This is a genomic window from Candidatus Amoebophilus asiaticus 5a2 (assembly GCF_000020565.1).
Taxonomy (GTDB): Bacteria; Bacteroidota; Bacteroidia; order Cytophagales; family Amoebophilaceae; genus Amoebophilus; species Amoebophilus asiaticus.
On sequence record NC_010830.1, the window covers coordinates 1,118,787 to 1,144,447 of the forward strand.

Consider the following 25,661-nt stretch of genomic DNA (forward strand, 5'->3'; position numbering starts at 1 on the left):
TGTGTTCTCTAAATTGTGAAAAATACTCCTCTGTTTTTTTATAACAGTTGTTTCGCAGCAGGTCTAATAAAAAGCAATTCTGGTGTAACCAACAAGGATAAAAAGGAGCGCACACCTTTGCACTATGCTGCTGAACAGGGGCATGCAGATATAGTTAAATCATTAATGGGCCTGGGAGCTTATATAGATAACCAAGATAATGATGGAGTTACACCCTTATATCTAGCTGCACAGAATGGCCACTTGGAGGTAGTAAAGCTATTGATAGAACAAGGAGCAGATGTAAATATCTCAGCTATAAATATCAGAACTCCATTACATCAAGCTGCTAAAAAAGGTCATGTAGATATAATCGATTTATTATTAGATATAAGAGGAATTGGGATAGATGCTAAAGATCAATATGGGCAAACGCCTTTACATGTGGCAGCTAAGAAGGGACATACAAATATAGTTAAGTCGTTACTGGGTTACGGAGCTTATATAGATGACCAAGATGAATATGAAGTTACCCCCTTGTATCTAGCTGCACAGAATGGCCACTTGGAGGTAGTAAAGCTATTAGACCTACTGCGAAAGAGGTAAAATAGAGTAGAATTTTAAATAAAATAAAGAAGGGAGCTTGGCTCTAGCGACATTATTTGTTAAAAAGCGTACTTGAAGTTTATAAGCCCGGATATAATGTTAAAGCGAAGGTTATATTTTTTCTGAAAATTCCTGTATACCTGTACAAGTCAAGATTTAAACTGACAGACAGATTACAACAGGGGATGCAAATTGTCAGCATACTCTAGCCTGTCTGGTGTGCTAGAAAGATACAACAACTCGTTGTTCTTTTCCAAGGCTAAGTGCTTACTGTCTTTAAAAGTTTGCATAGGCGTTTTCCCATAACAATACTTTCCACTATGACTTCGCTCATTGTTGTAGTAATATAACCACTCATCCAAATCACGCTGCAATTCTTCTAAGCTGGTATATATCTTTTTTCTCATAGCTGTGTCATAAAACTCAGTCTTCATTGTTTTATGAAAACGTTCACACATGCCATTAGTCTGTGGTGAGTAGGCTTTAGTAGTAGTATGTTCTATTCTCTCTACACTTAAGAACAGCTCATAAGCATGATTCTCTAAGGTTCCTTTATATTCTGTGCCTCTGTCGGTCATAATACGCAAAACAGGTATTCCTTGCTCAGCATACCAAGGCAATACCCGCTCATTTAAGATATGAGCGGAAGTTATAGCTGTTTTTTCTGTATATAGCTTAGCCTCTGCTACTCTAGTGTAAGAGTCAATATAAGTTTGTCCATATACTTTACCTATACCTTTAAAATTACCCACATAATAAGTATCCTGACATCCTAAGTAGCCTGGATGAGCCGTCTCTATCTCTCCATGGGCTTCTTGAAGCTGCTTCTTATTCTCTAAAGCTTTTAGCTGTGCTTCTGTTAAAACCATACCATCTTGAGCCATCTTAGCTTCTAAAGCTGTTAATCGCTTTTTAAGGTTGTTTAGATCATTGCGAAGCCATATAGATCTTACTCCTCCAGCAGATACAAGTATACCTTGCTTTTTTAGCTCATTGGACACTCTTTCTTGTCCATAGGCTGGATATTCTATAGCCATATTCAGTACTGCCTTTTCTATAGTAGGGTCTACTCGATTGGCAAGGATTGGCTTTCGACGTGTTAATTCATAAAGCCCTTCTTCACCACCCTTCTCATAGAGTTCCTTAAAGCGATAATAGCTATCTCGGCTATAGCCCATGGTCTTACAAGCTGAGGATACATTGCCTAACCTTTTTGCTAACTCTAATAAACCCAATTTAGGTTTTATGATTTTCTGGTTTAAGTTCATTTTCTTCTCTAGTTTAGTTTTTGGTTTACTCCAAGTATAATAAATTTTATTGTACCTGTCAGTTTAAATCTAAACTAGTACTGTATACCTCTGCCATAATTTTAAATACCTTGATCTCTCTTATCTTATGCTCTACCTTCATGCGTATGGAGGCTAGCTTTCTGTTATGGTCTTTTTGCTCTTTGGTTAATGGCCGCTTACGGCTCTTTTTGTAGGGTATCATTACATTGCTCTGTAGCTTTTGCCAGCCTTGATAACCACTATCTGCCAGCTTTAAGCTTTCTTTAGGTAAGGGTTTTTCTCCTTTACGGATTTTAAAGTCATGCACTCTTCCTTTATGTGATTTGGAGACAGACAGTATTCTCCCATCTTCTCTGATGACTATCTCTGTTTTTATGGTATGTCTCTTTTTCTTGCCTGAATAAGATTTCTTTTGCTTTTTACTAGGTCTTTGCGTAGGCTGTTCACTTACATCTGCTAATATGCGCAATACCTTGTCTGGGGTTAAAGTCCTATCTTTTTTAATGCTAATTTTCTTAGCTAGTAAGGGCTCCATTTTTCTTAGCAAGCGGCATATGTTAGCGTTGTGTAAGTTAAATAAGTAGCCTAGAAATACATGGCTAATATAGGTGCGGTAATATACCAAAACACAGAGCAGTTTATCCTCTAAGGTAGGTAAATGGCTCCGACGTCCATGGCGCAGCTTGCTCGCTTCTAACTTTTCAAAGAGAGGCCTTACTTTTTGAACTAATTTATCAAATGTTTCTAGCCTCAATCCAGTTATTCTTCTAAAATTGTATGGGTACTTGCTTATTCTGGTGTAGGTTAAATGCATACTTATTCCTTTTAGTATATAACAAGGATTACATTTTAACCTTTTCTACTCTCTTTATCAACCTCTTTCGCAGTAGGTCTATTGATAGAACATGGAGCCAATATAAATATTGAAGACGACGAAGGTTTGGCACCTATGGATGTTGCTAATCAGAAGGGATATACAGTATTAGTTAACTTAATAAGAGAAGCTCAAGAAAGGCAGGATAACAGTTTGTGAGAAGCTTATATATCTTCTCTTAACCTGATATAAAGAATCTTAAAAGAAGTAAGAAATGGTTTATTTGGAGAAAGTTAGAGTTAAAAGAGTATTGTTCTAAAGAAATCTTTAGACAAATAAAATTCAAAATATATCTCACTGGTGAAACCTATCTGGGCTTTATTTATTATACAGACATTATTTCTATGTGCTAGCGCATATATAGGAGATTACATCTCTCTAGAAATAGGTAATATAGACATCTTTGAAGCTATCAATAGTTTTCGCATTCGCAGACTGCACCAAATTATTAATATACTATTTCTTATAAGCACGGTGCTTTCTAACCGCCCTAAGATGGGGAATATGCTTCACTACTTTATCTCTAGGCAAGATATTACAACTTACCTTTTATGGACTCTATATCTATTTTTGCTTGTTTTATATGTGGAATTTATTCCAAATGTTTATCTGTATAAGTATTTCATATTTCCCTTTATTGCTGCTGCCATTATCTTTTTCCCTTATTTGTTTGCTGAAGATCTTATCCGTAACCCCACTGGACTAAAGGAAACAAAGTACAACTTCGTATTATATGGCACGCGTGGACAGGTGCTACCGATTCCAAATCCCCAATCGGGTATTTTTATTGTCGGAGAACCTGGATGCGGTAAAACTAAATTCCTCATAGAGCCGCTGCTAGCACAAATGATTTATAAGGGCTATGCAGGTGTTTTATATGATTATGACTTTTCACCCGTGCCTAGTGAGAATTATTCTTTAACACATCTGTCTTACCGGGCGCTACAAGAATTTGACCAAAAGGCAAATATTAAAAGAAGGTTTATATCCATTAATTTCCAAGATTTAACAACCAGCGCCCGCTTTAATCCTATTCATCCAAGTTATATTGAAGATAGAAAAAAACTTAGTCATTCGATCAATACCTTTTTACTGAATTTAAATCCCAAGCTTTTAGCGCATGATGATTTCTGGAATAAAAATACCTATGCTTTACTAAAGTCATTAATTGTGATGCTCTCCAATAAGTATCCTCCTTATTGCACCCTGCCCCATGCTATTTTACTAGGCTTACAGCCTTATAAAGAGCTGATGAAGACACTTGAATCAGACGAAGAGGCGGCCATGTATGCAAGCCCCATTCTTGATGCTTACAAGCTAGCTCCCGAGCAGTTTGCAGGTGTTATGGCGAGCTTTAAAATAACCCTTGAGCGCCTTTTAGATAAGAATCTTTTTTGGGTGCTTAGTGGTAATGATATTCCACTCATTGTTAATGATCCAAAAAATCCACTTGTTGTTTGTTTAGGCAATACGCCTACTGAGAAAAGTGTTATTTCTCCTGTCTTATCAATGTGTATGGCAGTGCTAGGTACTAATATGTATGCTCATGATAGGGTTCCTAGTTTTAACAAGGCTGATGAGATACCAACCTTAGTGAGGCCGGATTTAAGTGAAGCACCCGCTACAGGACGGAAATACGGTATATCAACAGTGATAGCCTTGCAGAATATGGCGCAACTTGAAAAAGCATATACAGCTATCGGTGCTAAAGAGCTACAGGACACTTTTGGCAATCACTTTATAGGCAGAGGATCGCTTAGCTCTGCTCAATACATCAGCGATCTAGTAGGAAAGCAAGAGGAAGAGTCTATTTCGACAACTGAATCAGATAAGAATGTTAGCCGAACGACGCATCAAAAAGAGCGTGTCGTGATTACCCCGCAAGACACTATGACCCTTAAAACAGGTGAGTTTATGGGAAAAATTGTATATCCAAAAGGGGGTTTCTTTAAGATGCAGCTAAAGCCTGTTGTGGCGTATAATAAGCGGTTAGGTTATCAGTATATGAAGCCATTACCTACTACCTATGAAAAGGTGGACATAGAGGCTAACTTTGAGGCTATTAAAGAAGATGTAAAAAGGATAATATCATAATATTTAAATATATGATATAGTATAGAAGATATCCTATTATTGTTTTTTAACTTGATATAAAGCCTACCCTGGCTTACTAAAAATTATCATACTATTTCGAGTAAGCTAAAGCAGGAAAATATAATTTTAGTATTGACCCGTAGTATTATGCAGAAACTATCCCCTATTAAAGTGGTACTCTTACTCGCTGGCTTGCTTGTAGCTGTGCTTGGTGTCATGATGGTTGTCGCCAGTAATAAAAACAAGGAGGTGAGTACGATATTTGGAGAAGTCAAGGTTAAGCCCGAAAAGGAACGCTCAGAAGGACCGAGATTGTCTAATTATGAAACTAATAAATAACCCCGCCGCAAGCAGCGGGGTATTCAAAACAACCTTAGCTGCCTACTCTCGTATAACATCTCATACGTATTACCTTGATTTTGCACATAACGCGCTATCATCTTCTCATCTCCATGCTTACCTACAGTAGTTGCAAAATATCCATCACTCCAAAACTCCCCACCCCATAATTGCTTCTTTACTTGCCGACACAGCTTGAATATTTCCCTTGCCGTAAGACTTTTGATTAGCGTTACGAGTTTGGTTATGCTATATGTTGGAACGCTCTGTACCAGCATATATACATGGTCTTTATCGGTTCCTATTTCTAAAAACTTAATTTGATAACGCTCTTCAATCTTAATACAAATTTCTTTCAAGGCTTCATCTACTTCCTTATCAAAAACTACACGCCTATATTTTGCTGGTAAGACCAAATGATACAACAACACTGTTACATTATGACTCTTATGGATATATTTACTCACATATGCAATTTACGCCGCAAGCGGCGGGGAATTCAACCCTAAGAGATTAAAAAAGAGAATGGAAAGCCAGATGGAAACAGGTTGCAGTATAGAATTACAGTTAAAAAAGAGAATCCCTTTCTTTCTTTATATAAAGAAGAAAAGAAGCCAGTCGTAGAGCAGAAGAAAGAAAAAAAAGAAAATGTTCCAGCTAAAAAAAGTGCACCTGTAAAGCAACCAGAACAAACTGATACAGGAGGGTTCTTTAGCATGCACAATACAGAACTAGACGAAGAAAAAAGATTTTATAAAGCCATTTTTAGAGAGGCCCAACAAGTGCAAGCCGGCAAAGCTTTAAGAATTATTTTACAAGAAACCATTCCCTCGCTTAATCTAGATTCGGGCACTATTTTAAAAGGTATTCCTAGTTTTGCAGGAGAGCGTATCAGAATTCATATAACCGCTGGTATCGTTGGAAAGGAAATTAAGCAGCTCGATTTAGTCTGTTTTGATAAAGAAGATTTAATCGAAGGGGTCTTTCATGACGAGCTAGCCAGACAAATGGAAGAAGCTGCCAAGCAAGGTCTTTTGGAGGAAGTATTAGACTTAGACTTTAAAGGAAGTGAAATAGCTAAGAAAGCCAATAACTATGCTAGAAATTATAAGAATATAAATATTGATAAAGGCAGAGAAATTTTTGTGTCAATACCTCAAAAAGAAGAATAAAGGTAGCGCTAAGGTCCTTTAAGAGCGGCTAAATAAGCTTATTCCTCTTTGCACCCCTTACAATAGTCTGTGTAGATAAGGTAGTTATTTCGTTAAAGAGGTGACCTGAAAGCACTTTTTTGCAAAAAGGTTTAAAATCTATAGTAGAGTTCTTCTGAAACCTAAGGAATAAGCATAAATGTATAAATTAGGGATAAAAAAACAGAAAGATTAATGGAAAACAGTCATCTAAAAACCTTAAAGCCAGAAGAATTCCGTCGCTTAACAGGCGTAAAGGCTGAGACCTTTGCCAAAATGTTAGCTATCATACAGAAAGCCATTCAAACAAAGAAAGCTAAAGTAGGGCGGCCTAATAAACTGAGTTGTGAACAAATGCTTTTAATGACTTTAGAATATTTAAGAGAATACCGCACATACTTCCATATTTCAAAAAGTTATGGAATAAGTGAGAGTAATTGCTATTATACCATCCGTTTTATTGAAGAGGCGTTAATTAAAAGTGGTCAATTCACTTTACCAGGCCGTAAAGCATTGTTAAAAAGCGATATGGAATATGCAGTAATCTTAATAGATGCTACAGAGAGCCCCATTGAGCGGCCTAAAAAAAGCAGCGATATTACTACTCAGGTAAAAAGAAACGACATACACTAAAGACACAACTAGTTGTCGATAAGCAAACGCGAGCCATAATATGTAGTAGTTTTTCAAATGGAAAGCGGCATGACTTTCGCTTGTTTAAGGAATCTAAGGTACATATAAGCCAGCATAGTCAAGCCATAGTAGATACAGGCTATCAAGGGTTAAAGAGGCTACATGACAAATCGCTTATGCCTAAAAAACGCAGTAAAAAGCATCCTTTGACCAAAGCCGATAAGAGGAGTAATCAGCAATTAGCCAGCCAAAGGGTGCTTAGCGAGCATATAATTGGTATGCTCAAGCGGTTTAAAATTTTAGCGGAGCGTTACAGAAATAGGAGAAAAAGATTTGGGCTACGCTTTAATCTTATTGCTGGAATTTATAACTATGAACTTTTATGTTAAGTTTCGGAAGAACTCTAGTATTCTTACAAAATTTTAGTAAAATTTGAGTTGGGTGATATTCTACTCTCTTTGTCTTAAAACAAGCACAATTAACGGCTAAGAGAGAAGAGGCGAACACCCCCCCACAACATAAAGGGGGTGGGTCTCTCTGCCATTTAGTTTAGCCAGGTGCGTGCTTGTACCTAAGACAGCTAGGTGTACAGAGGTCCCTCCCCCTTATTGTTTTTTATAGACCTTTGGACCTCGGGTCTTAAAACTTACTCATCATGGGTTATATTATAAGGTCCTTTCTCCTCCTTTCAGCTTATACAGTTATTGATACAATCAGCTATTTCTTGTTTGTACTAGTGTGCTGCATGTTTGTCGTTATCATCTATACAGGTACGAACAAATAGAAATATGAATGAATGATGGATTAGATGATAAAATTTAACTATAATACTTCCTGCATTACATATGCTAACTTTAAACTTAGCATAAACATATAGAACTGAAAGCTATACTATAATTACCAATCATGATTTTATCTACCTCTACTGTTTTATTCAGTATTTTCTTATTTGCTAATCTAATAGTAGGCTTGCTTGCAGGCCGTCGTGTAAAAAATTTACGAGATTATTCTATTGGTAATAGAGATTTCTCTACTGGCGCGCTTACTGCTACAATTGTAGCTACTTGGATTGGAGGTGGGACAATGATTTATGGATTGGCTAATATTTACAGTAATGGGCTAGGGTTCATTATTCCTTTATTAGGAACATCCTTAGGCTTATTACTAACAGGACTTGTAACTGATCGAATGGGGGAATTTTTAAATAACCTGTTTGTAGCCGAGGCTATGGGAGATTTATATGGAAAATTAGCACGAATCATTACTGCTTTTAGTGGCATATTATGGGGAATAGGAGGATTAGCCATTCAGTTTAAAGTAGTTGCCAAAATATTGACTTTGATATTTGGATTTGAAGGCCCTGGAGTTACTATAGCAGCAGCCCTTATTATTATTATCTACTCAGCTTTTGGTGGAATTAGGGCAGTTACTACCACAGACATATTCCAGTTCTTTGCCTTTGGTATATTCGTGCCCATTCTAGCCTTAGTCATCTGGAATAGTATCAAAGAGCCTCATAAAGCTATCTATACCCTAGCTACTAATCCTATTTTTAGTTTTAAAGAATTAATAGGTTGGAATACAAAATCTGCAAACTTTTTAACTTTTCTAATATATGGCATAACGCCTACTATGGTTCCGGCTGTGTTTCAAAGAATAGTTATGGCTCAAGGCCTCACACAAGCAAGGAAAGCATATACCTATGCGGCTGGGGTATCAGTTTTAATGTTCCTGTTTGTCATTTGGATAGGGATTTTGTTGCTAGCCAATAACCCTAATCTATCCCCTAATAATTTACTTAACTTTATTATTGATAACTATTCCTATACCTGGCTAAAAGGACTTATCGGTATAGGAATTATATCTATGGCCATGTCTACGGCTGATTCTGATCTCAATTCTTCCGCAGTATTATTTGTTAATGATATTATAAAGCCTCTAGGAATTTTTAATAAGAACTTAATGCTTATCACTAGAGTATTAGCGTTGGTTTTAGGTGCTTTCGCTTTGTTATTAGCCTTAAGAATGCAAGATCTTTTATCCATTTTATTGCTTTCCGGCAGCTTTTATATGCCGATTGTCAGCGTGCCGTTATTACTAGCCATTTTTGGATTTCGTAGCACTACTAGAGCGGTATTAATAGGTATGTCAGCTGGATTCATCACAGTTTTATGGTGGGAAATATTCATGGGCAAGACAGGGATTAATAGTCTGGGGTTAGGTATGGTAGCCAATTTAATCTTTTTAATAGGCAGCCATTATATTCTACAAGAACAAGGTGGCTGGATAGGTATTCAAAAAAAAAGAACCCTTATTGGCAGCAAGGCAAGCCCGCCAAGAAGCTTGGAAAAGGTTTATTGGTAACTTTAAACAGGCTAATATATACGATTACCTACAAAAAAACTTACCTGCTTATGAAGTAGTATATTCTATGTTCGCCATTTATGTAATTGGGGCTACCTATGCTTCTTTTTATACTGTATCTGAAAAGATTATTAGTAATCACCGGGATCTGTATGACTTTGCTGCACATTCTGTCCTGTTTGTGACAGCTGGATTCTTAACCTACCCGGCTTGGCCCCCCACTTTTAAAGGTAAACGTTTTATAACCTTTGCTTGGCCAGCAGGTATATTTTATGTTCTATTCGTCATAGGTATCATTCTAGTACTCATGAGTGGTTTTCATGAAGTACAGGTAATGATTTTTTTGCTTAACCTAGTTATGGCTGCATTCTTATTATCATGGCCTTTAATGCTCTTTTTATCTATTACAGGTGTCTTAATAGGAATTTTGGCAATGTATATGCAGTGTGGCCATTTGTACTGTGGTAATATAGATGGTACAGCAGAATTTAAGGTTGTTTATGGTATTCTTTTAATAAGTAGCTTTCTAATTGCGATTTTCAGGTTTAAAGAGAATAAAAAGAAATTAGAAAGTAAAAACATTTATCTAGCTAGGTTGTATGAGGAAAAGAGTAACGAGCTAGCAGAGATTTTAGGCTATAGAGAACAAATAATAAAAGAACTAAGTGAGGATGAGAAAAGATTGTTTGATGATACTACGGCTGCTTATATAGAGCAGATCATCTACCGAATGACGGATTATATGCGTCTAGAGGTGACTACAATTAATTTAGATCAGCTTTTGTTAGAAGTTAAAGATATTCTGAAGCTCAAAGAGCTTGATAACATGACTCAATTGATAACTAAAAAACTGACAAAAGAAGAATCCATTCATGGCGATACAGCAAAACTCAAGCAGTTATTAGTGAATGCTATCCTATATGTCCAAAAGCACAGCCTTTCGAACCAACCTATCACGTTGATAATAGAAGATGCCAAGCTAGGTCATCGAGTAGATTATATTAAAGATTATACCAGGCAATTAGCAGCTTTAAAATTTACCATTACCATAGAAAAGGACATACCGACTAAAAAGGATCTCTATATGATCGACCAACTGCCTTTGTTAAGTCAACACAGTAGAAAAGGTAAATTAATAGAAAATGCTCGTATCATTCATGCGCACTATGGCTATGCCAACCTAGACAGCGAGCATACACAGGTATATGTACTCCCTATTAACGTGCGAGAAGTAAGAGGCAAAGTGATGGAATTATTAAGGGAGCCAGTAGAGGCAGATAGAGAAGAAGTAAGACATCCATTGGCTATCGAGCTTGAAAAAGAGTTAATGGATAAAATAAAAGGGAAAAAGATAGATGGTAAGGTTATTAATAAGGCGCTGGATACTATTAAAAGATATCATGCAGGCGTTAAGCGTAAATCAGGCGAACCTTTCTTTACGCATCCTATTAATGTGGCTTTGATTCTATTAGAATACTGCCAAGATCAGGACGCAGTTATAGCAGCATTATTACATGATACGGTAGAGGATACGAGTCTTTCACTTGTTCAAATTAAATCTATGTTTGGCGAGGATGTGGCTTTTATAGTAAACAAAGTAACTAACCTAGAAGATAACTTGCGTAGAGTCAGTTTAGAAGACCATGAGAATGTCTATCGTTTAATGAACTATGAAGATGAGCGGGCAGCTTTTGTCAAATTAGCAGACAGGCTGCATAACATGCGCACTATCAGTGGTCATTCTTCACTTGCCAAGCAAAAACATATAGCAACTGAAACGTTAAATTTCTTTGTTCCGCTAGCTAAAAACTTAGGTCTTACAACTGTATCACAGGAGCTAGAAAAGCTTAGTTTAGAGGTACTCGGTAAGAAATAAATACTTTTTACTTATTGATGGGAGACTAGCATGGTATGATATATGATAAAGAGCGAAAGTATCATATTGATGTTATTTTTCTTGGATCTATATTGTTTAAATGCTATCATGCTTCCTTGCTAACTTAAAATACCATGAAATATAACTTAGGCCAGCAATTAATGGCCTACACGCTACTTTTAAGTTTGTTTTTACAAAGCTGTGGTAGTTCAACTAACCCACTTATTCCTATCGAGGAAGCTAACTTAGGATCCACACAAGAGATAATTCCACAAACGCTCATCCAGCCTTTATTGGGTCAAGTATTTACTGCAGCAGAAGGCCATCTAGTTACTTTTTATGAAAAAGATGGTCAGTTGCAAGCAGAAGTCGAAGAGCATTTGCCAAAGGGTTTTAGCAAAACGCACAAATTACCTGTTTATATAGAGTCAGGTATAAACCTAGTACAATTAGCAAGCCTAGGCAAGCCTGTATACAAGAAACTTACCCATGTTAATCTACCTAAAAGCAAATGGCCGGGTTATGTGTATGTAGGTAATGCTGGTTTAATGGGTGGAGGTAATACTCAAGGAAGAACAAAGATGAGCGACGAGGAAGTGTTTATACAATGTAAAAAAGATGCTGACCACGGATATATAGATGCTCAATATAACGTAGCCTCAATGTATGAGAACGGAAAAGGTGTAGATCAGAACTATCAAAAGGCAATAAAATGGTATACAAAAGCTGCTAACAAAGGGCATGCGGAAGCACAATATAATTTAGGATGGATATATCAAAATAGCCTAGGTGTAGATCAGGACTATCAAAAGGCAAGAGGGTGGTTTGAAAAAGCTGCAATACAAAGGCATGCAGGAGCACAATATAATCTAGGATGCATGTATAAAGATAAACTAGGTGTAGCACAAGATTATGCAAAGGCAAGAGAGTGGTTTGAAAAAGCTGCGGTACAAGGGGTTGCAGATGCTCAATATAAGCTAGGTTCCTTATATCAAAATAGCCTAGGTGTAGCACAAGATTATAAAAAGGCAAGAGAGTGGTTTGAGGAAGCTGCTGCACAAAGGCATGCAAGAGCTCAAAATAATCTAGGTTTCCTATATCAACATGGACTAGGTATGAATCAAGATTATGAAAAGGCAAGAGAGTGGTTTAAGAAAGCTGCTGATCAAGGGCATGCCCATGCACAATATAATCTAGGCTTCCTATATCAACATGGACTAGGTATGAATCAAGATTATACAAAGGCAAAAGAGTGGTATAAAAAAGCTGCTGAAAAAGAGCATGCAGGAGCAGAAAGAATGCTAAAAGATTTAATAGAAGAAGAAAAGATCAAGGATGAACAGGCGGAAAAGGATTTTTTACAAGCAATTCAAGGATTTCAGATACTTGATAATCCTGCAAACCCAAGAGATATTAACCCCCTCCATAAGGAGAGCGCCGATCAAATAGAAAATATAAATGCTCAATATAACGTAATCTCAATGTGTGAAAAGGAGAAAGGTGTAGAAAAGGACTATGGAAAGGAAAGAGAGAGGTATGAAAAAGCTGCAGAGCAAGGAGATATAGAAGCACAATATGAACTGGGTATAATATATGCAAATGGATTAGGCATAAAGCAAGATTATACGAGGGCGAAAGGGTGGCTTGAGAAAGCTGCCGAACAAGGGCATAGAGCAGCACAATTTAATTTAGGGTGGATGTATTACCATGGGCAAGGAGTAAAGTGGGATGATAAAAAGCCAAAAGTATGCTACCAGTACAAAAAAGAAGCTGAACAAGTTGATGTAGAAGCACAATATAAACTGGGCGTTAAGTATTATAATGCGAAGAAGAATATAGATGTAGATTATGAGAAAGCAGTAGCATGGTTTAAAAAAGCTGCTAAACAAAATCATGTAGATGCACAATATAGAATTGGCTGGATGTATCACCATGCGCAAGGATTAGATCAGAGTTATAAGAAGGCTATAAAATGGTATGAGAAGGCTGCCACTCGAGGACATAAAGAGGCACAATATAACCTAGGCTTTATATATGACAATAAATTGGGGGGGCAACAGGATGTTATGAAGGCTATAGTATGGTATGCAAAAGCTTCTGAGCAAGGACAGACAAGTGTACAGAATAATTTAGGTATTATGGATTATAAGGGAGAAGGAGTAGCCAGAGATTATTTAAAAGCTGCAGCATGGTATGAAAAAGCAGCTAATCAAGGTCTTGTAGAAGCACAATATGAACTGGGTACAATATATGCAAATGGATTAGGCGTAGAGCAAGATTATATGAACGCTATAACATGGTTTAAGAAAGCTACTCAGCAAGAACATGCGCCTTCACAAAATAAGCTTGGCTGGATATACTATGACCAAAAAGATTATACAAAAGCTATAACATGGTTTAAAAAAGCTGCTAAACAAAATCATGTAAATGCACAATATAACTTAGGATGGATATACCAATATATAAAGGACGTTGGGAAGGATTATGAAAAAGCTATAGTATGGTATCAAAAAGCTGCTGATCAAGGGCATACAGGAGCAAAAAGAATGCTAAAAGATTTAATAAAAAATGTGGGTCTATTACAAGAAAATGATTATAGCAAGCTACGAATACAGATTAGGCCTACTACAGAATATGGCTTGCCAATCCCCCAAGAACCCCTTAATACACAGAAAGAATTTCAATCAGCTCATAAAATTAATAGACAAAGGTTTAGACGCCCCAATATCTCTAGGGCTGGGTTAAAGACTGATAGTAAAGATAAAGGGACTATCAAGCAAAAATTATTTGCTTGTTTACCGGATGGATATGAGTTAGGTAAAGCTCATAATGATGGAGATTGTTTTTTTGATGCACTAGCGCAGTGTGTAAATAGAATAAATCACACGGATGTTAATACAGCTAAGTATTTGCGTATGCTCTGCCATGAGTTTTACCAAGAAAATAAAGTGTTAGTAGATAGTTGGAATCAATCAGATTATGGAGGGATAGATAAAGGGGAGGATGAGTATTATATGGTTCAGTACACAGCAGAAGAATGTAAGCAGTATTTTCATGGTAGGGCTCCTATATGGGGTAGGCCTTGGGTAGAAGGACAAATGCTATGCAAAAAGCTAAATTTAAAAGATATTTTAAGTATAGAAGTACTCAAAGATCCAGGAACAGGTAACCCAGTTATCAGTTATCATTTAACCACTCAAAGCGGGTATAGACCATCTATTGATGAAGAGGAAGGCAAGGTTTTACTCCAAGCAGGAGATATCCCTATTCTCATCAATATACAAGACGAGCTACATTTTGCTCCTCTATTAAGAGTAAAAGGTAGGAGGAATACGGGAAAAAAAGATACAGGAAAAGAAAAATTAAAAGGTGATGAAAAAGGGGGAGGGCCAACATCTGATTTAGATACAACTAGAAGTGAATCGGAAAATGAAGAAGAAAGGCAAGAAGACTATTTAAAAAATTATGATTATAGCGAGCTAGTAATACTAACTATGCCTACTACAGAAAGTAATGGCTTGCCGATCTTCCAAGAACCCCTTAATACGCGGGGAGCTCTTCGAGAAGATTACACAATTGATGGGAGAAAATTCAAATGTCAGAATGTTTCTGAACACAGAATGGATTGCTTTTTTAATGCAACTGGCTTAAATCGTAAAGAGCAAGCTAACAAGTTATTACAAGAGTATCAAGAGTATGATAGGGACCCAGTTGTTCGCTATATGGTTGCAAATGATATTATAGCTGGCGTTGCCGCCGCTGGTAATGAATCTATTGGGGAAGGTAGAGATTTTAAAGAATTACCTGATGCAGTTCAAGAAGCAATTGGCTATAAAGCTTTTGTTGAGTCAGGAGAAGAGATTGCTCAATTGAGAGGAGCGTATAATAACTTCAGAAAAGACAATCCTGCAGCAACAGACGATGACATTCCTTCTCCTTTGCAACGGTTATCTATTGATAAAAAAGAAGAGGATAGGTTCTTAGAATTAGAAACTAAAGCAAGAACATTAGAAGCATACAAAGCCTTCGTTTCTTCTTATATAGCACAGCCTAACCATATGATGGCTGTAACCCCTGACCACGCGAACTATCAATTACAATATACATCAATTGATGCAATTGTTTATATTAACAACTTAGGTATAAAAATATATCAGCCTGAAAATGGAGGCTTACGCCTTGCTCATCAATTTATTCCTGAAAATGCAACACAGATTGTTTATTTATATCATGAAGGCAATCATTTTCAGACACTTATTCCATATAGTGAAGAATTAAGGGCAGCAAATCAAGTTGCTACTAACCAAATAGAAGATACACATAAAGCAGATAGTAAGAAGTTAGGGGATAGTATTAATGCCTTACTAAAAAGTTTAGAAAATGGGTCTTCTGGGGATACCTTACAGAAATCTTCAAAAAATGCTACTTCTCAAGAAGATGGGTCTTATAAGGCATCCTTGCCTGTAGAAGCCAAAGACATCGATAAGTTAACTATAGAAGACCAACAATCTCTTCAAGAAATTGATAAAATAGTGTTGAATTACCAGAAGGACTGCCAGGAATTCATTGAAACCAAACGTTCTACCTTTCATGATTCTGTTCTTCAAGGCGCTAAGGCTTTTAATAACTTAGCAAAGGCCATTAAGGGTCCTAAAATAAATTCTTTAACTGAGCTACAGGAAAAAATTGAAGGTGGATATAAAGAAGAAATAGAATTACTCCGCATCCATTCGGAACGAAACTATGAAGAGAGTCGTAAAAAGATAACCACTTTATATGAGCAGCATAGAGAAGCCTTAGAGAAGAAAAAAGAAGATATAAGCCGACAATTACAAATATCTAAACATAATGTAGAGCTCAAGCAAAAGCTTGATGATTTAACTAAGCAGTTGGAAGAGGAAGAAGAGATATACAAGGCTGCTATTGACTTGTTTACAAATCCTAGAGCAGCCTTAGAAGATTTTTATGCTTGGAAACGTAGTGTCTTCCATGAATTTATCAAGCTTCATTTAGGCAACCTTCTTATTACCTATGAAGCTATAGCTTTAGGGACTGTGGAGCGCCATAAAGAGGCGTACGAGCACACCTTAAAAGGTATGACCCTAATAAGTTCGGTTGTAGGAGATATATTTCTGCCGTTAGGAGGCCTTATAGGGAAAGCAGTGGGAAAAATAGCTGAAGAAGGTGCAGAAATATATGAAAATAGACAGATTCGGATTAAAGCCGCAAGGGTAGGAAGTTTATATGGGCATAAAGGCTTAGAGGGTATGGTAGCGCTTACACGAGAGGTAGCTAATGGCCTTTTATATCGGCTTCAAGATGTAATTGTTGATTTAACACCTGATAGCTTAGATGCGCTAGCTAAAATTGCTATAAGCCGAATGATTGATTATGTGCTTGAGCTTGAAATATGGAATGATCATACTATAAATGGCGAACTAAACGTTATAGACTTTTTAATAAAGAGTAGCCAGCATAAGCCTTCGTGGGGTGAAGAAATTGCATCTGCAGTCGTGCTAAAGAAAGAGGATGGAAGCATTGTTAACGGATTGAAATTGTTAGAACTAGAAGAAAAAACAGAGTTAGTCGAATCTAGGGATATGGTTATGGTGGCGGTCGCTCATATGGCTGCTAATGTTGTCAAAAAATCAAAAGAAAAAATAAGTAAGCTTATTGATAATACAGGAGAAGCAGCTGAGCTTGCACATGCTATATGGGAAATAGCTGAGGAAATCTTAGAGTTTGCAGCAGAAATAATGGAGGAATAAATAGGTGGGAGCCCAATTGGGTTGGTTAATACTTAATCAACCCAATTAAAAAAGTAAAATGCAGTATATTAATCGTATTAGCAGTAAGCGGTTTTTAGAATTATAAATTTATAAATAACACCGCGCATCTTACTTTATTAGAAGTTTCAGCAGGGAAAATAGTAACTACTATATATTATGGTTATCCTGCATAATTTCTCGTATAAACTTGTTAAGTTCTTGTTTCAAGGAATGAACTTCGGCCTCATTGGCGACTTTTACAAGTAGCTCAAGTAGCTTGATATGCTTTTCGAGCAAATTAGAATATTTAATTTCAATGCTTATTAAGCCATTATTTTTTATCCCTGTTGCATACTCTTCTTTTGGCATTTCAGGAAAATCAAGAGAAAAGTCATAATGGATTGCCTGACCAATTTCCTGAATGAGACGGTAACTTAAATTGGCGTTATTGAATTTATTGTAAAGCGTATTACGGCTGATCTCTAACTTGGCAGCTAGTTTGGTAAGTGAAAAACCACTTCTTCTAACGACCTTTTCGACTATTTGTCCTCTATGAATCATGGGAAAGAATGTGGTGGTGGAAGTAAAATTAACGCAAAAGATTTCTTGTTAATTTATAAATCAGAATTGTCTTTATTCTTGCTTAAGCTTTTCAATATCTTTCCGGCTAAGTCCTGTTATTTCCTCAATAAAGCTTATTTCACAACCTTTCTTAAGCATATTTTTAGCTATAGCTATTTTTTCTCTTCTTTTGCCTCTCATTTCACCTCTTTCTTCTATAGTTTGTGCAATGGTTATCATAATTTCCTCCTCGTTTTTAGATAATACTTCTTTAAACAAAGATACCAAATCTTTTTCAGATTTCTCTTCTTGACCAATTACATAGCTCGAGTAGATCAAGATGGTTTTCCAGTAATCCCCTCGCACAATTAAATAGCCTTTACTTCGTTTCAGTTCTTTCTCAATCACATTAAAAATATCCCTATGGCGGCTATATTTTAACAGCTTTTCCATCAAGCCAATACTACCGTGCTGCTCTAAAACTTCATTAGGAGTACTGTTTAAATCTGCTAAATAGAACTTAGTAAACATCTCTAAAGCTTTAGCTGTTAAAGGATCTTTAAACAGATCATAAACAGAGGTAGAATAAGGATAAGGTTTTTCATTGGCGTTGTGATACAGACAGATATTGACAATAATAGGCCAGGGAGTTTTCTCACCTTTTTCTTTTATATACTCTTCTATTAAAGCTATATTATATTTAACAAAGCGTAAGGCCATTAGAGGGTCAGGGGTCGATTGGTGCTCCAGAACAAAAAAAGCGTATCCTGGCTGCTTATCTATGGTAAAAGAAAAAACCAAATCATTGTGAAACTCACGTAGCTCTTCGGTGACATAACTCTTATTAGTAAGCTTTAAAGAAGGCAAGTCAACTCTTTTTAGAATATCAGCAGGGAAATAAGCTTTAGCAAATTCTTGTATAGCCTCGGGATGAGAGAGCGTTGCTTTAACCAGCAAATCATGAGGATTTGAAAGATCGTTTTTTTCTTTTTTAGGCATCAGTGTTTCATTTTTTATTATTCTCTGTTATGTTTTTAAGCACTTTTAATCCATACTCTCTGAGTTCGCCATCAGGACCGACATACTGGTAAAACATCTGAATATATTGAATTTTTTGCACAGATCACCGATACGTATAACCACTAAATATAGTAAAAGAAAGTACACTATTTATGTACTGCTTCGTGCCCTATGATAAACAATACAATTGAAATCTTATATTAGAATTGTATGTACAAATATAGTATTTAGCGATCTTTTAAATAAAATTGTACTTGAGTGGTTTTCTTAAAGAACCTTTTATTTATAAGATACTATTCTCCATTAATGACCTATACTTTGAGCATTCAGTATATAGGATTTTACCCATTAATAGTATTTAAATTTGTAAAGAAAGCAAGTATATCTTATTATAAGTTCCTCATTAATCTTTAAACCTATGAAAAGAACTTACTCGCTGTTCCAGCAATATATAGCCTTTGTTTTACTTGTTAGCTTTCTATTACAAAGCTGTGGTGGAGGGTTTGATAACAATCCGCTTATTCCCATTCAAGAAGGGAAAACACCATTACTACAAAAACAGGAATCTATTTCCTTCAGCCATACAGGTCCTCTAGCAGATCAAACGTTGATCGCCCAGGGAGGCCATGCTGTTACCTTTCGAGAAGAAGCAGGCGCGCTAGTAGCGGATGTCGAGATGAATGCACCGCAAGGATTTAGTAAAACATATGAAGGTTTAGAAGTAACGGCTGAACAAGGAGCAGAACTCGCTAAATTGCCATGCTTAGATAAAAAAGCACAGCAGCGTCGTATCCACCTCCAACTAGCCAAAGAAGAACAGCCAGCAAGAGTAGTGATTTACAAAGGAGCAGGGCTAGCGGGAGGGATGCAAGTAGATGGTGGAAGTGAGGGGCAAGCACAATTTATACGACGCCTGGTCGACTTTACTGAGCTACGTCGGTGCTTTAACAGAGGCAACCTAGAGATTACTCCTGCCAACTATAAACTGCTATTAGAATTTGCTCAAAGACATGCGCTTTCTTTCCAAAGTTATGACCGAGGAGTGGTAGTAAAAGGCTGGGAGGCTTCTGGTGATTTTAGTGAATTGGCTAATTTACTGTTGAGTTTTACGAGTATTAAGGTGTTTAAGTTTAATGTTGGTGCTCAAGAAAAAGAAGCAGAGATAGCCGAGGTAATTGCAAGGGCTGTACAGTTTTATGAGGATATGTCAGATCTTGACATAAGTGGCTGTAAACTAAATGATGCTACGATACAAGATACCATACAGTCAATCCCTTATCCTGAAAAGCTAAAATTTCTGAATATAAGTAACAATCAGGTAAGTGCTAAACTGGTATCTACGCTTAAAGAAAGCTTCCCACATACACAAATTACTTTTAGCTCAGTAAACAGCCTAGCTCAGCAGTTGAGAACACCAACACTTAGTTCACCTAAACCTACACCATTTAAACCTTTACCTACTTTACCTCCGGCTAGAGTAGCAGGTGTCAAGGAAAGAGGCAATAGTACAACCAGCGAGAAAGGAGTTGTTTCAGGTACACCAAACAGGCCCAATGCTAGTGTTAGAGAAAAAAGTGGACTTTTACAAGCAATGAGCAAATTAGAACTTTCTGACTTAGCAGGGAGCTCAGTTCAACGTTTAGCGAGGGGAAACACGGTTAGCACTTCCAAGCCTATCACAGCTGAACCTTTGCTAAATAAGCCTTTACCTATTGTAGTCCCACCTAGGCCAGCAAACATGAACAAGAGAGAGGATATTATTCCAAATGAAAAAGAGGATGTTCCAACGCTTACAAGAAAAGCCCAACAAGGAGATGTAAAAGCTCAACAAGCCTTGGGGGTTATGTATGAGAGTGGTAATGGGGTTACAAAAGATGTAAAGAAAGCAGTTGAGTGGTACCAAAAAGCAGCTATGCAAGGACATGTAGAAGCACAATGCAACCTTGGAGGGATGTATGAACTAGGTCGTGGTATAGGAAAGGATGAGCATCAAGCTACTTATTGGTATCAAAAGGCTGCTGATCAAGGATATGCAAAAGCACAATATAAACTTGGCATGATGTATGAGCTAGGCAGGGGAATTGCAAAAGATGAAAATCAAGCTTTGCACTGGTATCAGAAAGCAGCTGGCCAAGGAAATAGTATAGCTCAACGTAAGGTTAAAGAATTAGCTGTTAATGATAAGGGTTGGGTTAAAGGTAAGGATAGTAACCTTAAGGGATACAAAAAATCTGGTGAACAAATTGATGCAAGTGAGCAGGTCAATTTAGGAGTTGCTTATTACAATGGGCAAGGTGTACAACAAGATTATGTTAAAGCTAAAGAGTGCTTTGCAAAAGCTGCTGACCAAGGAAATATGCATGCACAAAATTGGCTTGGATTTATGTATCAGCATGGACAAGGTGGACCTCAGAATTACCAAGAGGCCATTAAATGGTTTCAAAAAGCAGCTGATCAAGGATTGGCAGATGCACAAAATAACTTGGGTTTCATGTATCAAAATGGCTATGGATTATCTCAGAATTACCAAGAGGCCATTAAATGGTTTCAAAAAGCTGCTGATCAAGGATTGGCAGCTGCACAAAATAGCTTGGGTTTCATGTATCAAAATGGTTATGGATTATCTCAGAATTACCAAGAGGCCATTAAATGGTACCAAAAAGCTGCTGAACAAGGACATGCAGATGCTCAAAATAACTTGGGTTTCACGTATCAAAATGGCTATGGATTATCTCAGAATTACCAAGAGGCCATTAAATGGTACCAAAAAGCTGCTGAACAAGGAAATATGTATGCACAAAATTGGCTTGGATTTATGTATGAAAATGGACAAGGAGTAGAAAAAAATTATAGAAAAGCTATAGAGTGGTATCAAAAAGCTGCTGACCAAGGATATGCATATGCACAATATAATTTGGGAGACATGTATGATAATGGAAAGGGGGTATCTCAGAATTACCAAGAGGCCATTAAATGGTACCAAAAAGCTGCTGAAAAGGGAAATGCTGCTGCACAATGTGGTCTAGGATTTATGTATGAGAATGGCTTGGGAGTGGCTCAAAGTTATGAAGGAGCCGTAAAATGGTACCAAAAAGGAGCTGAGCAAGAAAATATGTCTGGTAAAGCTAATTTAGGCCGGATGTATTACGAGGGGAAAGGAATTATGAAGGATATAGTAAAAGCAAATAAGCTATTTCAAGAAGCAGTTTCCACGATCAAGAATTGGGCAGAAAAAGGAGATATAGGTCCACAGAATCTGCTAGGCTGGATGTACCAATATGGACAAGGTGTAGGACAGAATGATCAAGAGGCAGTGTTATGGTACCAAAAAGCTGCTAAACAAGAGCATATAGTTGCCCAGTTTAGGTTGGCTTCCATGTATGAGCATGGGCAGGGCGTTACTAAAGATTTACAAGAAGCTACCAAATGGTATCAGAAAGCTGCTGATCAACGACTTCCAGCTGCTCAAGAATGGCTAAAGAACCATGGCCAATATAATCAACAAGAAGTGAAGCAAGGTAAACAGCCTGAAGCATTGCCTGAAACAATTAATAGCAAGCTAGAAGAAGTTCTTACCCCATTAAAGGAACATTTTAAGACAGAAGCTCCTCAAGCAAGTGGTGCTTGGCAGGCAGCAATACCTACAAAAGACATTACAGCAGTGTTATCGCCGCTTGAACAAAAAGCGCTTACCCAGGCAGACAAGATTGTCGTGGATTACAATGCCAAGTACTGTCAGAATGTTACGAACCTTTCTCGCTTTTCAAAAGCTAAGCAGCAGTTCTCTAAAGCTTTTGCTAAAACAGTGCAGGTGAGTAAAGATGCAGTTTTAGGACCGGATATCAATTCTCTAAAAAAGTTACAGCAAGATGTCAATGCAGCCTATGGATCAGAAGTTTTGAAGCTCGATGCTGGCCGGCTAGAAAGAAATCATGCAGAGCGTTCGGCAGATGTAACCGTTTCTCATCAAAAGAGAGAGGAAGAACTTGACCGAGAGCAAGACATCGTTTCTAGCAAATTAAAGACAAATCTTACTCCTCACCTGCGTGGCGAACTTAGAAAACAGCAAGCACAAATAGCTGCTCAGCTGGCTGAAGAACATGATTTGCATGAGGTAGCTCTTAAACGTTTAGCAAGCCCAGCCCAAAGTGCTATTGAAGACTTTTACGATTGGAAGCGCAGTGTCTTTCATGACTTTACAAAGCTCCATTTAGGTAATTACTTGATTACCTATGAAGCCCTTGCCTTAGGAACTGTCGCTCGTCATCCTGAAGCTTATGAGAACATTTTACAAGGAAGTACTGCCATTGGTTCAGTACTGGCTGATGCTTTCTTGCCATTAGGTGGCCTGCTTGGGAACGTGATAGGAAAGACAGCAGAAATCAGCGCGCAGCTATATGCAGACAAACAAATGCGGATTAAGGCGGCAAAGATAGGAAGTTTGTATGGACATAAAGGCTTAGAAGGTATGGTTGCCCTTACGCAAGAAGTGGCGGACGCCCTTTTGTTTCGCTTAAAAGATGTAATTATTGACTTAACTCCTGAGAGTATGGATAAGCTTGCTAAAGTAGCTACAACCCAGATGATTGACTATGCACTTAAGATGTGGGAAAGAAATGATGGCCAGACAATAAATGCTATGAATCTTTTACTTGGTGGTACTCAGCACCAACCTTCTTGGCTAAAAGCGTTCACACAGACAGCTAGGCTAGAGACAGAAGATGGACGCTATTTAGATGGATGGAGCTTGCTTGTACAAGGAGAGCAGGTTATCTCGGATGAAGGACGCTTTATGCGAGCTGCACACTTTTTTGCTAAGCAAGCGAAAAAGAACGGAGGAGCCTTTATGGGTTATGCAGGCCAAGGAGGTTCTGCTATTAGTGGTTTGGTAGGGTTTTAATATACTTTTTACTTAACAATTGTTTCAACGGAGCATACATGGGATTACTTTTAAATATCCTTCCTTGGCATAATCAAGGATCTTTTGGTCAGCAGTCATTAAATAGGAGTTGATAGCTCGGCTCGAGGCTATGATTAACCGATCAGCCGGGTCTTTATGAGGATAACTCGGTAAATCACAGCTTTGTACAAGGATAGAGGGGGTTAAATCAATTACTTTTAACCCAGGGGTTGATAATAATTGATAAGTCCACTGATCAAGGCCAATAGAGAAAGCAATTTTATCTTTAGAAACTAGCATCGCTACTTCCCAAATAGAAATAGCAGAGATGTATAAACATCCTTTTTTTCTTGCTGTTTCAATGAGATTAACGGCCCTGTTGCAAATAGAAAAGGGAAGTAAGTTTGTGAGGTGGAGAACCAATTATTGGATAGCTTAAATAGCTAATAAATTATGGGTAATGATATTAATTTCTCCAAAGATACCCTGGCCATATTTCCATAAATTGAAGCGTCCCTTTTTAAACATGCGCATTATCTCAAAGCCTTTTATGGTAGCAAAAGCAGTTTTCATCGATTTGAAGCCTAAGGTTGGGTTAATCAATCTTTTAAGCTTGCCATGGTCTGATTCTATTAGATTATTAAGATACTTAACTTGTCGGTGTTCTAAATCTGGTAGGCATTTACCTGCTAGCTTTAATTGATTGATAGCTTTACCGTAAGCAGGATTCTTATCGGTATTAATAGTTTTAGGTCTAGCATAACTAGGGATAGAATTCAGTGCTTTAGTTAAAAATCTCTTGGCCGCATTAGCATTTCTAGTAGTCGATAAATAGAAATCTATGGTATTACCTGCTTTATCTATAGCCCGATAGAGATATACCCATTTACCCTTCACTTTAACATACGTCTCATCTACATGCCAGCTATAGCCAAGAGTAGGTTTCCAGTACCATTTGAGTTTATCTAATATCTTGGGAGCGTAAAACTGAACCCACCTATAAATTGTCGAATGATCTACTTCTACCCCTCTTTCCAAGAGCATTTCTTCCAGATCACGATAGCTTACTCCGTACTTGCAGTACCATCTTACTGCCCATATAATTATATCGTATTTGAAATGGCGTCTCTTAAAGATATTCATAGGTCTGGAGTTCTTCTTCGAATTATTCCAATTTAATCCAATTGTTCCCTTTTTGCAACAGAGCCTAAAAAAGGATTGTTTACTCTGTAAGAACTGCTTAAGGGTAGGACATCGCACAAGTGAATGCTATAGCTGTTATGTATGTGGAAGAAATCATAAAACTTTTTCATGCAGACCAAGAAAACCACACCGACCTAATAAACCAAAAGTTTGGAGAGATAGTGAATTAGGAGTAGTTGTTAAGAGTACATACACATATAAAAATATTTATCCGACACTAGTAAGAAAGTATGAAAAAGCTGTGGAAGTTTATAACGCACAATTAGCTAGAAAGGCAAATTATTTTGTAGAACTAAGTAAATTAGGGATGACAACAAAGAAAAACTTTCAATATGAAGATGATGGCAAGGTTATGGATGTGCGCATTGATGTAAACGAGGATCTTAGGGATTTTAAGAAACAGTATAAGGTTGAAAGAAAAAAAGAAATTGAGGAAGATAAAGAGAGATATGAATTAATGAATTATAAAGAGAAGGATTTTTACGTTCCTTGTTGTTCTAAGTGTGGCGAGTGTATAGGCGGTGGTTGTGATGGCCATCCATAATCATTCTTTGAGAGCTACAGTAAAAAATGGATGGATAATTTGAATGCGATTGATAAAATAAAAAGGGGCTGACTATTGGCAAAATATTTTAAAATACCCACAAGACTAGTTATAGTATGCCGCAACAAGGACAATCAGCAATAAGTGATGAGCTTTTATTTATGTAAAAATTGTAGTTCACTTGATATTGTGACTTACTAGCTTTATATTTTCTACACAATAATATATTATTAATATTATTGGATACTTTAACATAAAGAACAGCAAATTTTATCAGCATTACTATGCTAAACATGTTTAACAATAAAACGAAAAGGAGAATATATGTATAAAAATAAATTTGAAAGACTTTTAGGTCTTCACCTTAATAATTCCACTGAACTGGAATATGATAACTATGGGAAAGTATTAACTAGTGGAA

At 37.0% G+C, this 25,661-nt stretch carries 18 protein-coding genes and 1 pseudogene; 11 read left to right on the top strand and 8 right to left on the bottom strand.

What is annotated here, in order from left to right:
- The first annotated feature begins 15 nt into the window (after window positions 1–15).
- Window positions 16–585: an ankyrin repeat domain-containing protein gene (locus AASI_RS04520; protein WP_052290807.1), complete on the top strand. Its 570-nt coding sequence runs from the start codon at window positions 16–18 to the stop codon at window positions 583–585.
- 59 nt (window positions 586–644) lie between these two features.
- Here the strand turns inward: AASI_RS04520 and AASI_RS09335 are convergent.
- The 3 genes and pseudogenes from AASI_RS09335 to AASI_RS04530 all read right to left on the bottom strand — a co-directional run.
- Window positions 645–734 (bottom strand): annotated as a pseudogene (locus AASI_RS09335) (IS5/IS1182 family transposase); the annotation flags it as partial.
- A gap of 24 nt (window positions 735–758) precedes the next feature.
- Window positions 759–1,853, bottom strand: a complete 1,095-nt coding sequence (locus tag AASI_RS04525) for an IS481-like element ISCaa12 family transposase (protein ID WP_012473014.1) — start codon at window positions 1,851–1,853, stop codon at window positions 759–761.
- Window positions 1,854–1,911: 58 nt separating this feature from the next.
- A complete protein-coding gene (locus tag AASI_RS04530) occupies window positions 1,912–2,688 on the bottom strand; it encodes a transposase family protein (RefSeq protein WP_083758833.1) in 777 nt (258 codons plus the stop codon).
- Between the two features lie 81 nt (window positions 2,689–2,769).
- Between AASI_RS04530 and AASI_RS08820 the strand changes: the two genes are divergently transcribed.
- The 3 genes from AASI_RS08820 (at window position 2,770) to AASI_RS08825 (ending at window position 5,181) form a co-directional block, all read left to right on the top strand.
- Complete coding sequence (locus AASI_RS08820) at window positions 2,770–2,907, top strand: hypothetical protein (RefSeq protein ID WP_187146238.1); 138 nt, start codon at window positions 2,770–2,772, stop codon at window positions 2,905–2,907.
- A 426-nt stretch (window positions 2,908–3,333) separates the two neighbouring features.
- Complete coding sequence (locus AASI_RS04535; protein ID WP_187146239.1) at window positions 3,334–4,842, top strand: type IV secretory system conjugative DNA transfer family protein; 1,509 nt, start codon at window positions 3,334–3,336, stop codon at window positions 4,840–4,842.
- Window positions 4,843–5,013: 171 nt separating this feature from the next.
- Window positions 5,014–5,181 carry a hypothetical protein gene (locus tag AASI_RS08825; RefSeq protein WP_187146240.1) on the top strand — a complete coding sequence of 56 codons (168 nt, stop codon included), beginning with the start codon at window positions 5,014–5,016 and terminating at the stop codon, window positions 5,179–5,181.
- Between the two features lie 23 nt (window positions 5,182–5,204).
- On the opposite strand, the gene tnpA is transcribed toward AASI_RS08825, so the two are convergent.
- Window positions 5,205–5,648 (bottom strand): IS200/IS605-like element ISCaa10 family transposase, encoded by a 444-nt coding sequence (tnpA, locus tag AASI_RS04545; RefSeq protein ID WP_044282811.1) that lies wholly within the window; start codon window positions 5,646–5,648, stop codon window positions 5,205–5,207.
- Between the two features lie 81 nt (window positions 5,649–5,729).
- On the opposite strand from tnpA, the gene traM reads away from it, so the two are divergent.
- From traM to AASI_RS07665, 5 genes are all read left to right on the top strand, one after another.
- Window positions 5,730–6,353: a conjugative transposon protein TraM gene (gene traM, locus AASI_RS04550; protein WP_012473019.1), complete on the top strand. Its 624-nt coding sequence runs from the start codon at window positions 5,730–5,732 to the stop codon at window positions 6,351–6,353.
- A 213-nt stretch (window positions 6,354–6,566) separates the two neighbouring features.
- Window positions 6,567–7,393 (top strand): IS5-like element ISCaa3 family transposase gene (locus AASI_RS08160; protein WP_148204948.1). Its coding sequence is split into 2 segments (ribosomal slippage): window positions 6,567–6,954 and window positions 6,954–7,393, totalling 828 coding nucleotides; the frame shifts between segments, so codons are not numbered across the junction.
- Window positions 7,394–7,910: 517 nt separating this feature from the next.
- Window positions 7,911–9,368 (top strand): sodium:solute symporter family protein, encoded by a 1,458-nt coding sequence (locus AASI_RS09090; RefSeq protein WP_012473020.1) that lies wholly within the window; start codon window positions 7,911–7,913, stop codon window positions 9,366–9,368.
- Window positions 9,319–11,244, top strand: coding sequence for an HD domain-containing protein (locus AASI_RS09095; RefSeq protein WP_012473021.1), 1,926 nt, complete (start codon window positions 9,319–9,321; stop codon window positions 11,242–11,244). Before AASI_RS09090 ends, AASI_RS09095 begins: the two co-directional genes overlap by 50 nt.
- 134 nt (window positions 11,245–11,378) lie before the next feature.
- Complete coding sequence (locus AASI_RS07665) at window positions 11,379–17,012, top strand: tetratricopeptide repeat protein (protein WP_012473022.1); 5,634 nt, start codon at window positions 11,379–11,381, stop codon at window positions 17,010–17,012.
- Window positions 17,013–17,180: 168 nt separating this feature from the next.
- On the opposite strand, the gene AASI_RS07670 is transcribed toward AASI_RS07665, so the two are convergent.
- Both AASI_RS07670 and AASI_RS04580 read right to left on the bottom strand, forming a co-directional pair.
- Window positions 17,181–17,573, bottom strand: a complete 393-nt coding sequence (locus AASI_RS07670) for a helix-turn-helix domain-containing protein (RefSeq protein WP_012473023.1) — start codon at window positions 17,571–17,573, stop codon at window positions 17,181–17,183.
- Window positions 17,574–17,645: 72 nt separating this feature from the next.
- A complete protein-coding gene (locus tag AASI_RS04580; RefSeq protein WP_012473024.1) occupies window positions 17,646–18,572 on the bottom strand; it encodes an Rpn family recombination-promoting nuclease/putative transposase in 927 nt (308 codons plus the stop codon).
- Window positions 18,573–19,011: 439 nt separating this feature from the next.
- Here AASI_RS04580 and AASI_RS09100 point away from each other — a divergent pair, with 439 nt between their 5' ends.
- Window positions 19,012–23,493 carry an SEL1-like repeat protein gene (locus AASI_RS09100; RefSeq protein ID WP_012473025.1) on the top strand — a complete coding sequence of 1,494 codons (4,482 nt, stop codon included), beginning with the start codon at window positions 19,012–19,014 and terminating at the stop codon, window positions 23,491–23,493.
- Window positions 23,494–23,517: 24 nt separating this feature from the next.
- Here AASI_RS09100 and AASI_RS04590 read toward each other — a convergent pair whose 3' ends face one another.
- Together AASI_RS04590 and AASI_RS04595 are read right to left on the bottom strand one after the other, a co-directional pair.
- Window positions 23,518–23,916, bottom strand: a complete 399-nt coding sequence (locus tag AASI_RS04590) for a type II toxin-antitoxin system VapC family toxin (RefSeq protein WP_012473026.1) — start codon at window positions 23,914–23,916, stop codon at window positions 23,518–23,520.
- Between the two features lie 12 nt (window positions 23,917–23,928).
- Window positions 23,929–24,636 carry an IS6 family transposase gene (locus AASI_RS04595; protein WP_012473027.1) on the bottom strand — a complete coding sequence of 236 codons (708 nt, stop codon included), beginning with the start codon at window positions 24,634–24,636 and terminating at the stop codon, window positions 23,929–23,931.
- On the opposite strand from AASI_RS04595, the gene AASI_RS08635 reads away from it, so the two are divergent.
- Window positions 24,608–25,240 (top strand): hypothetical protein, encoded by a 633-nt coding sequence (locus tag AASI_RS08635; RefSeq protein ID WP_012473028.1) that lies wholly within the window; start codon window positions 24,608–24,610, stop codon window positions 25,238–25,240. The two genes, AASI_RS04595 and AASI_RS08635, sit on opposite strands and share 29 nt — an antisense overlap.
- Window positions 25,241–25,661 lie beyond the last annotated feature (421 nt).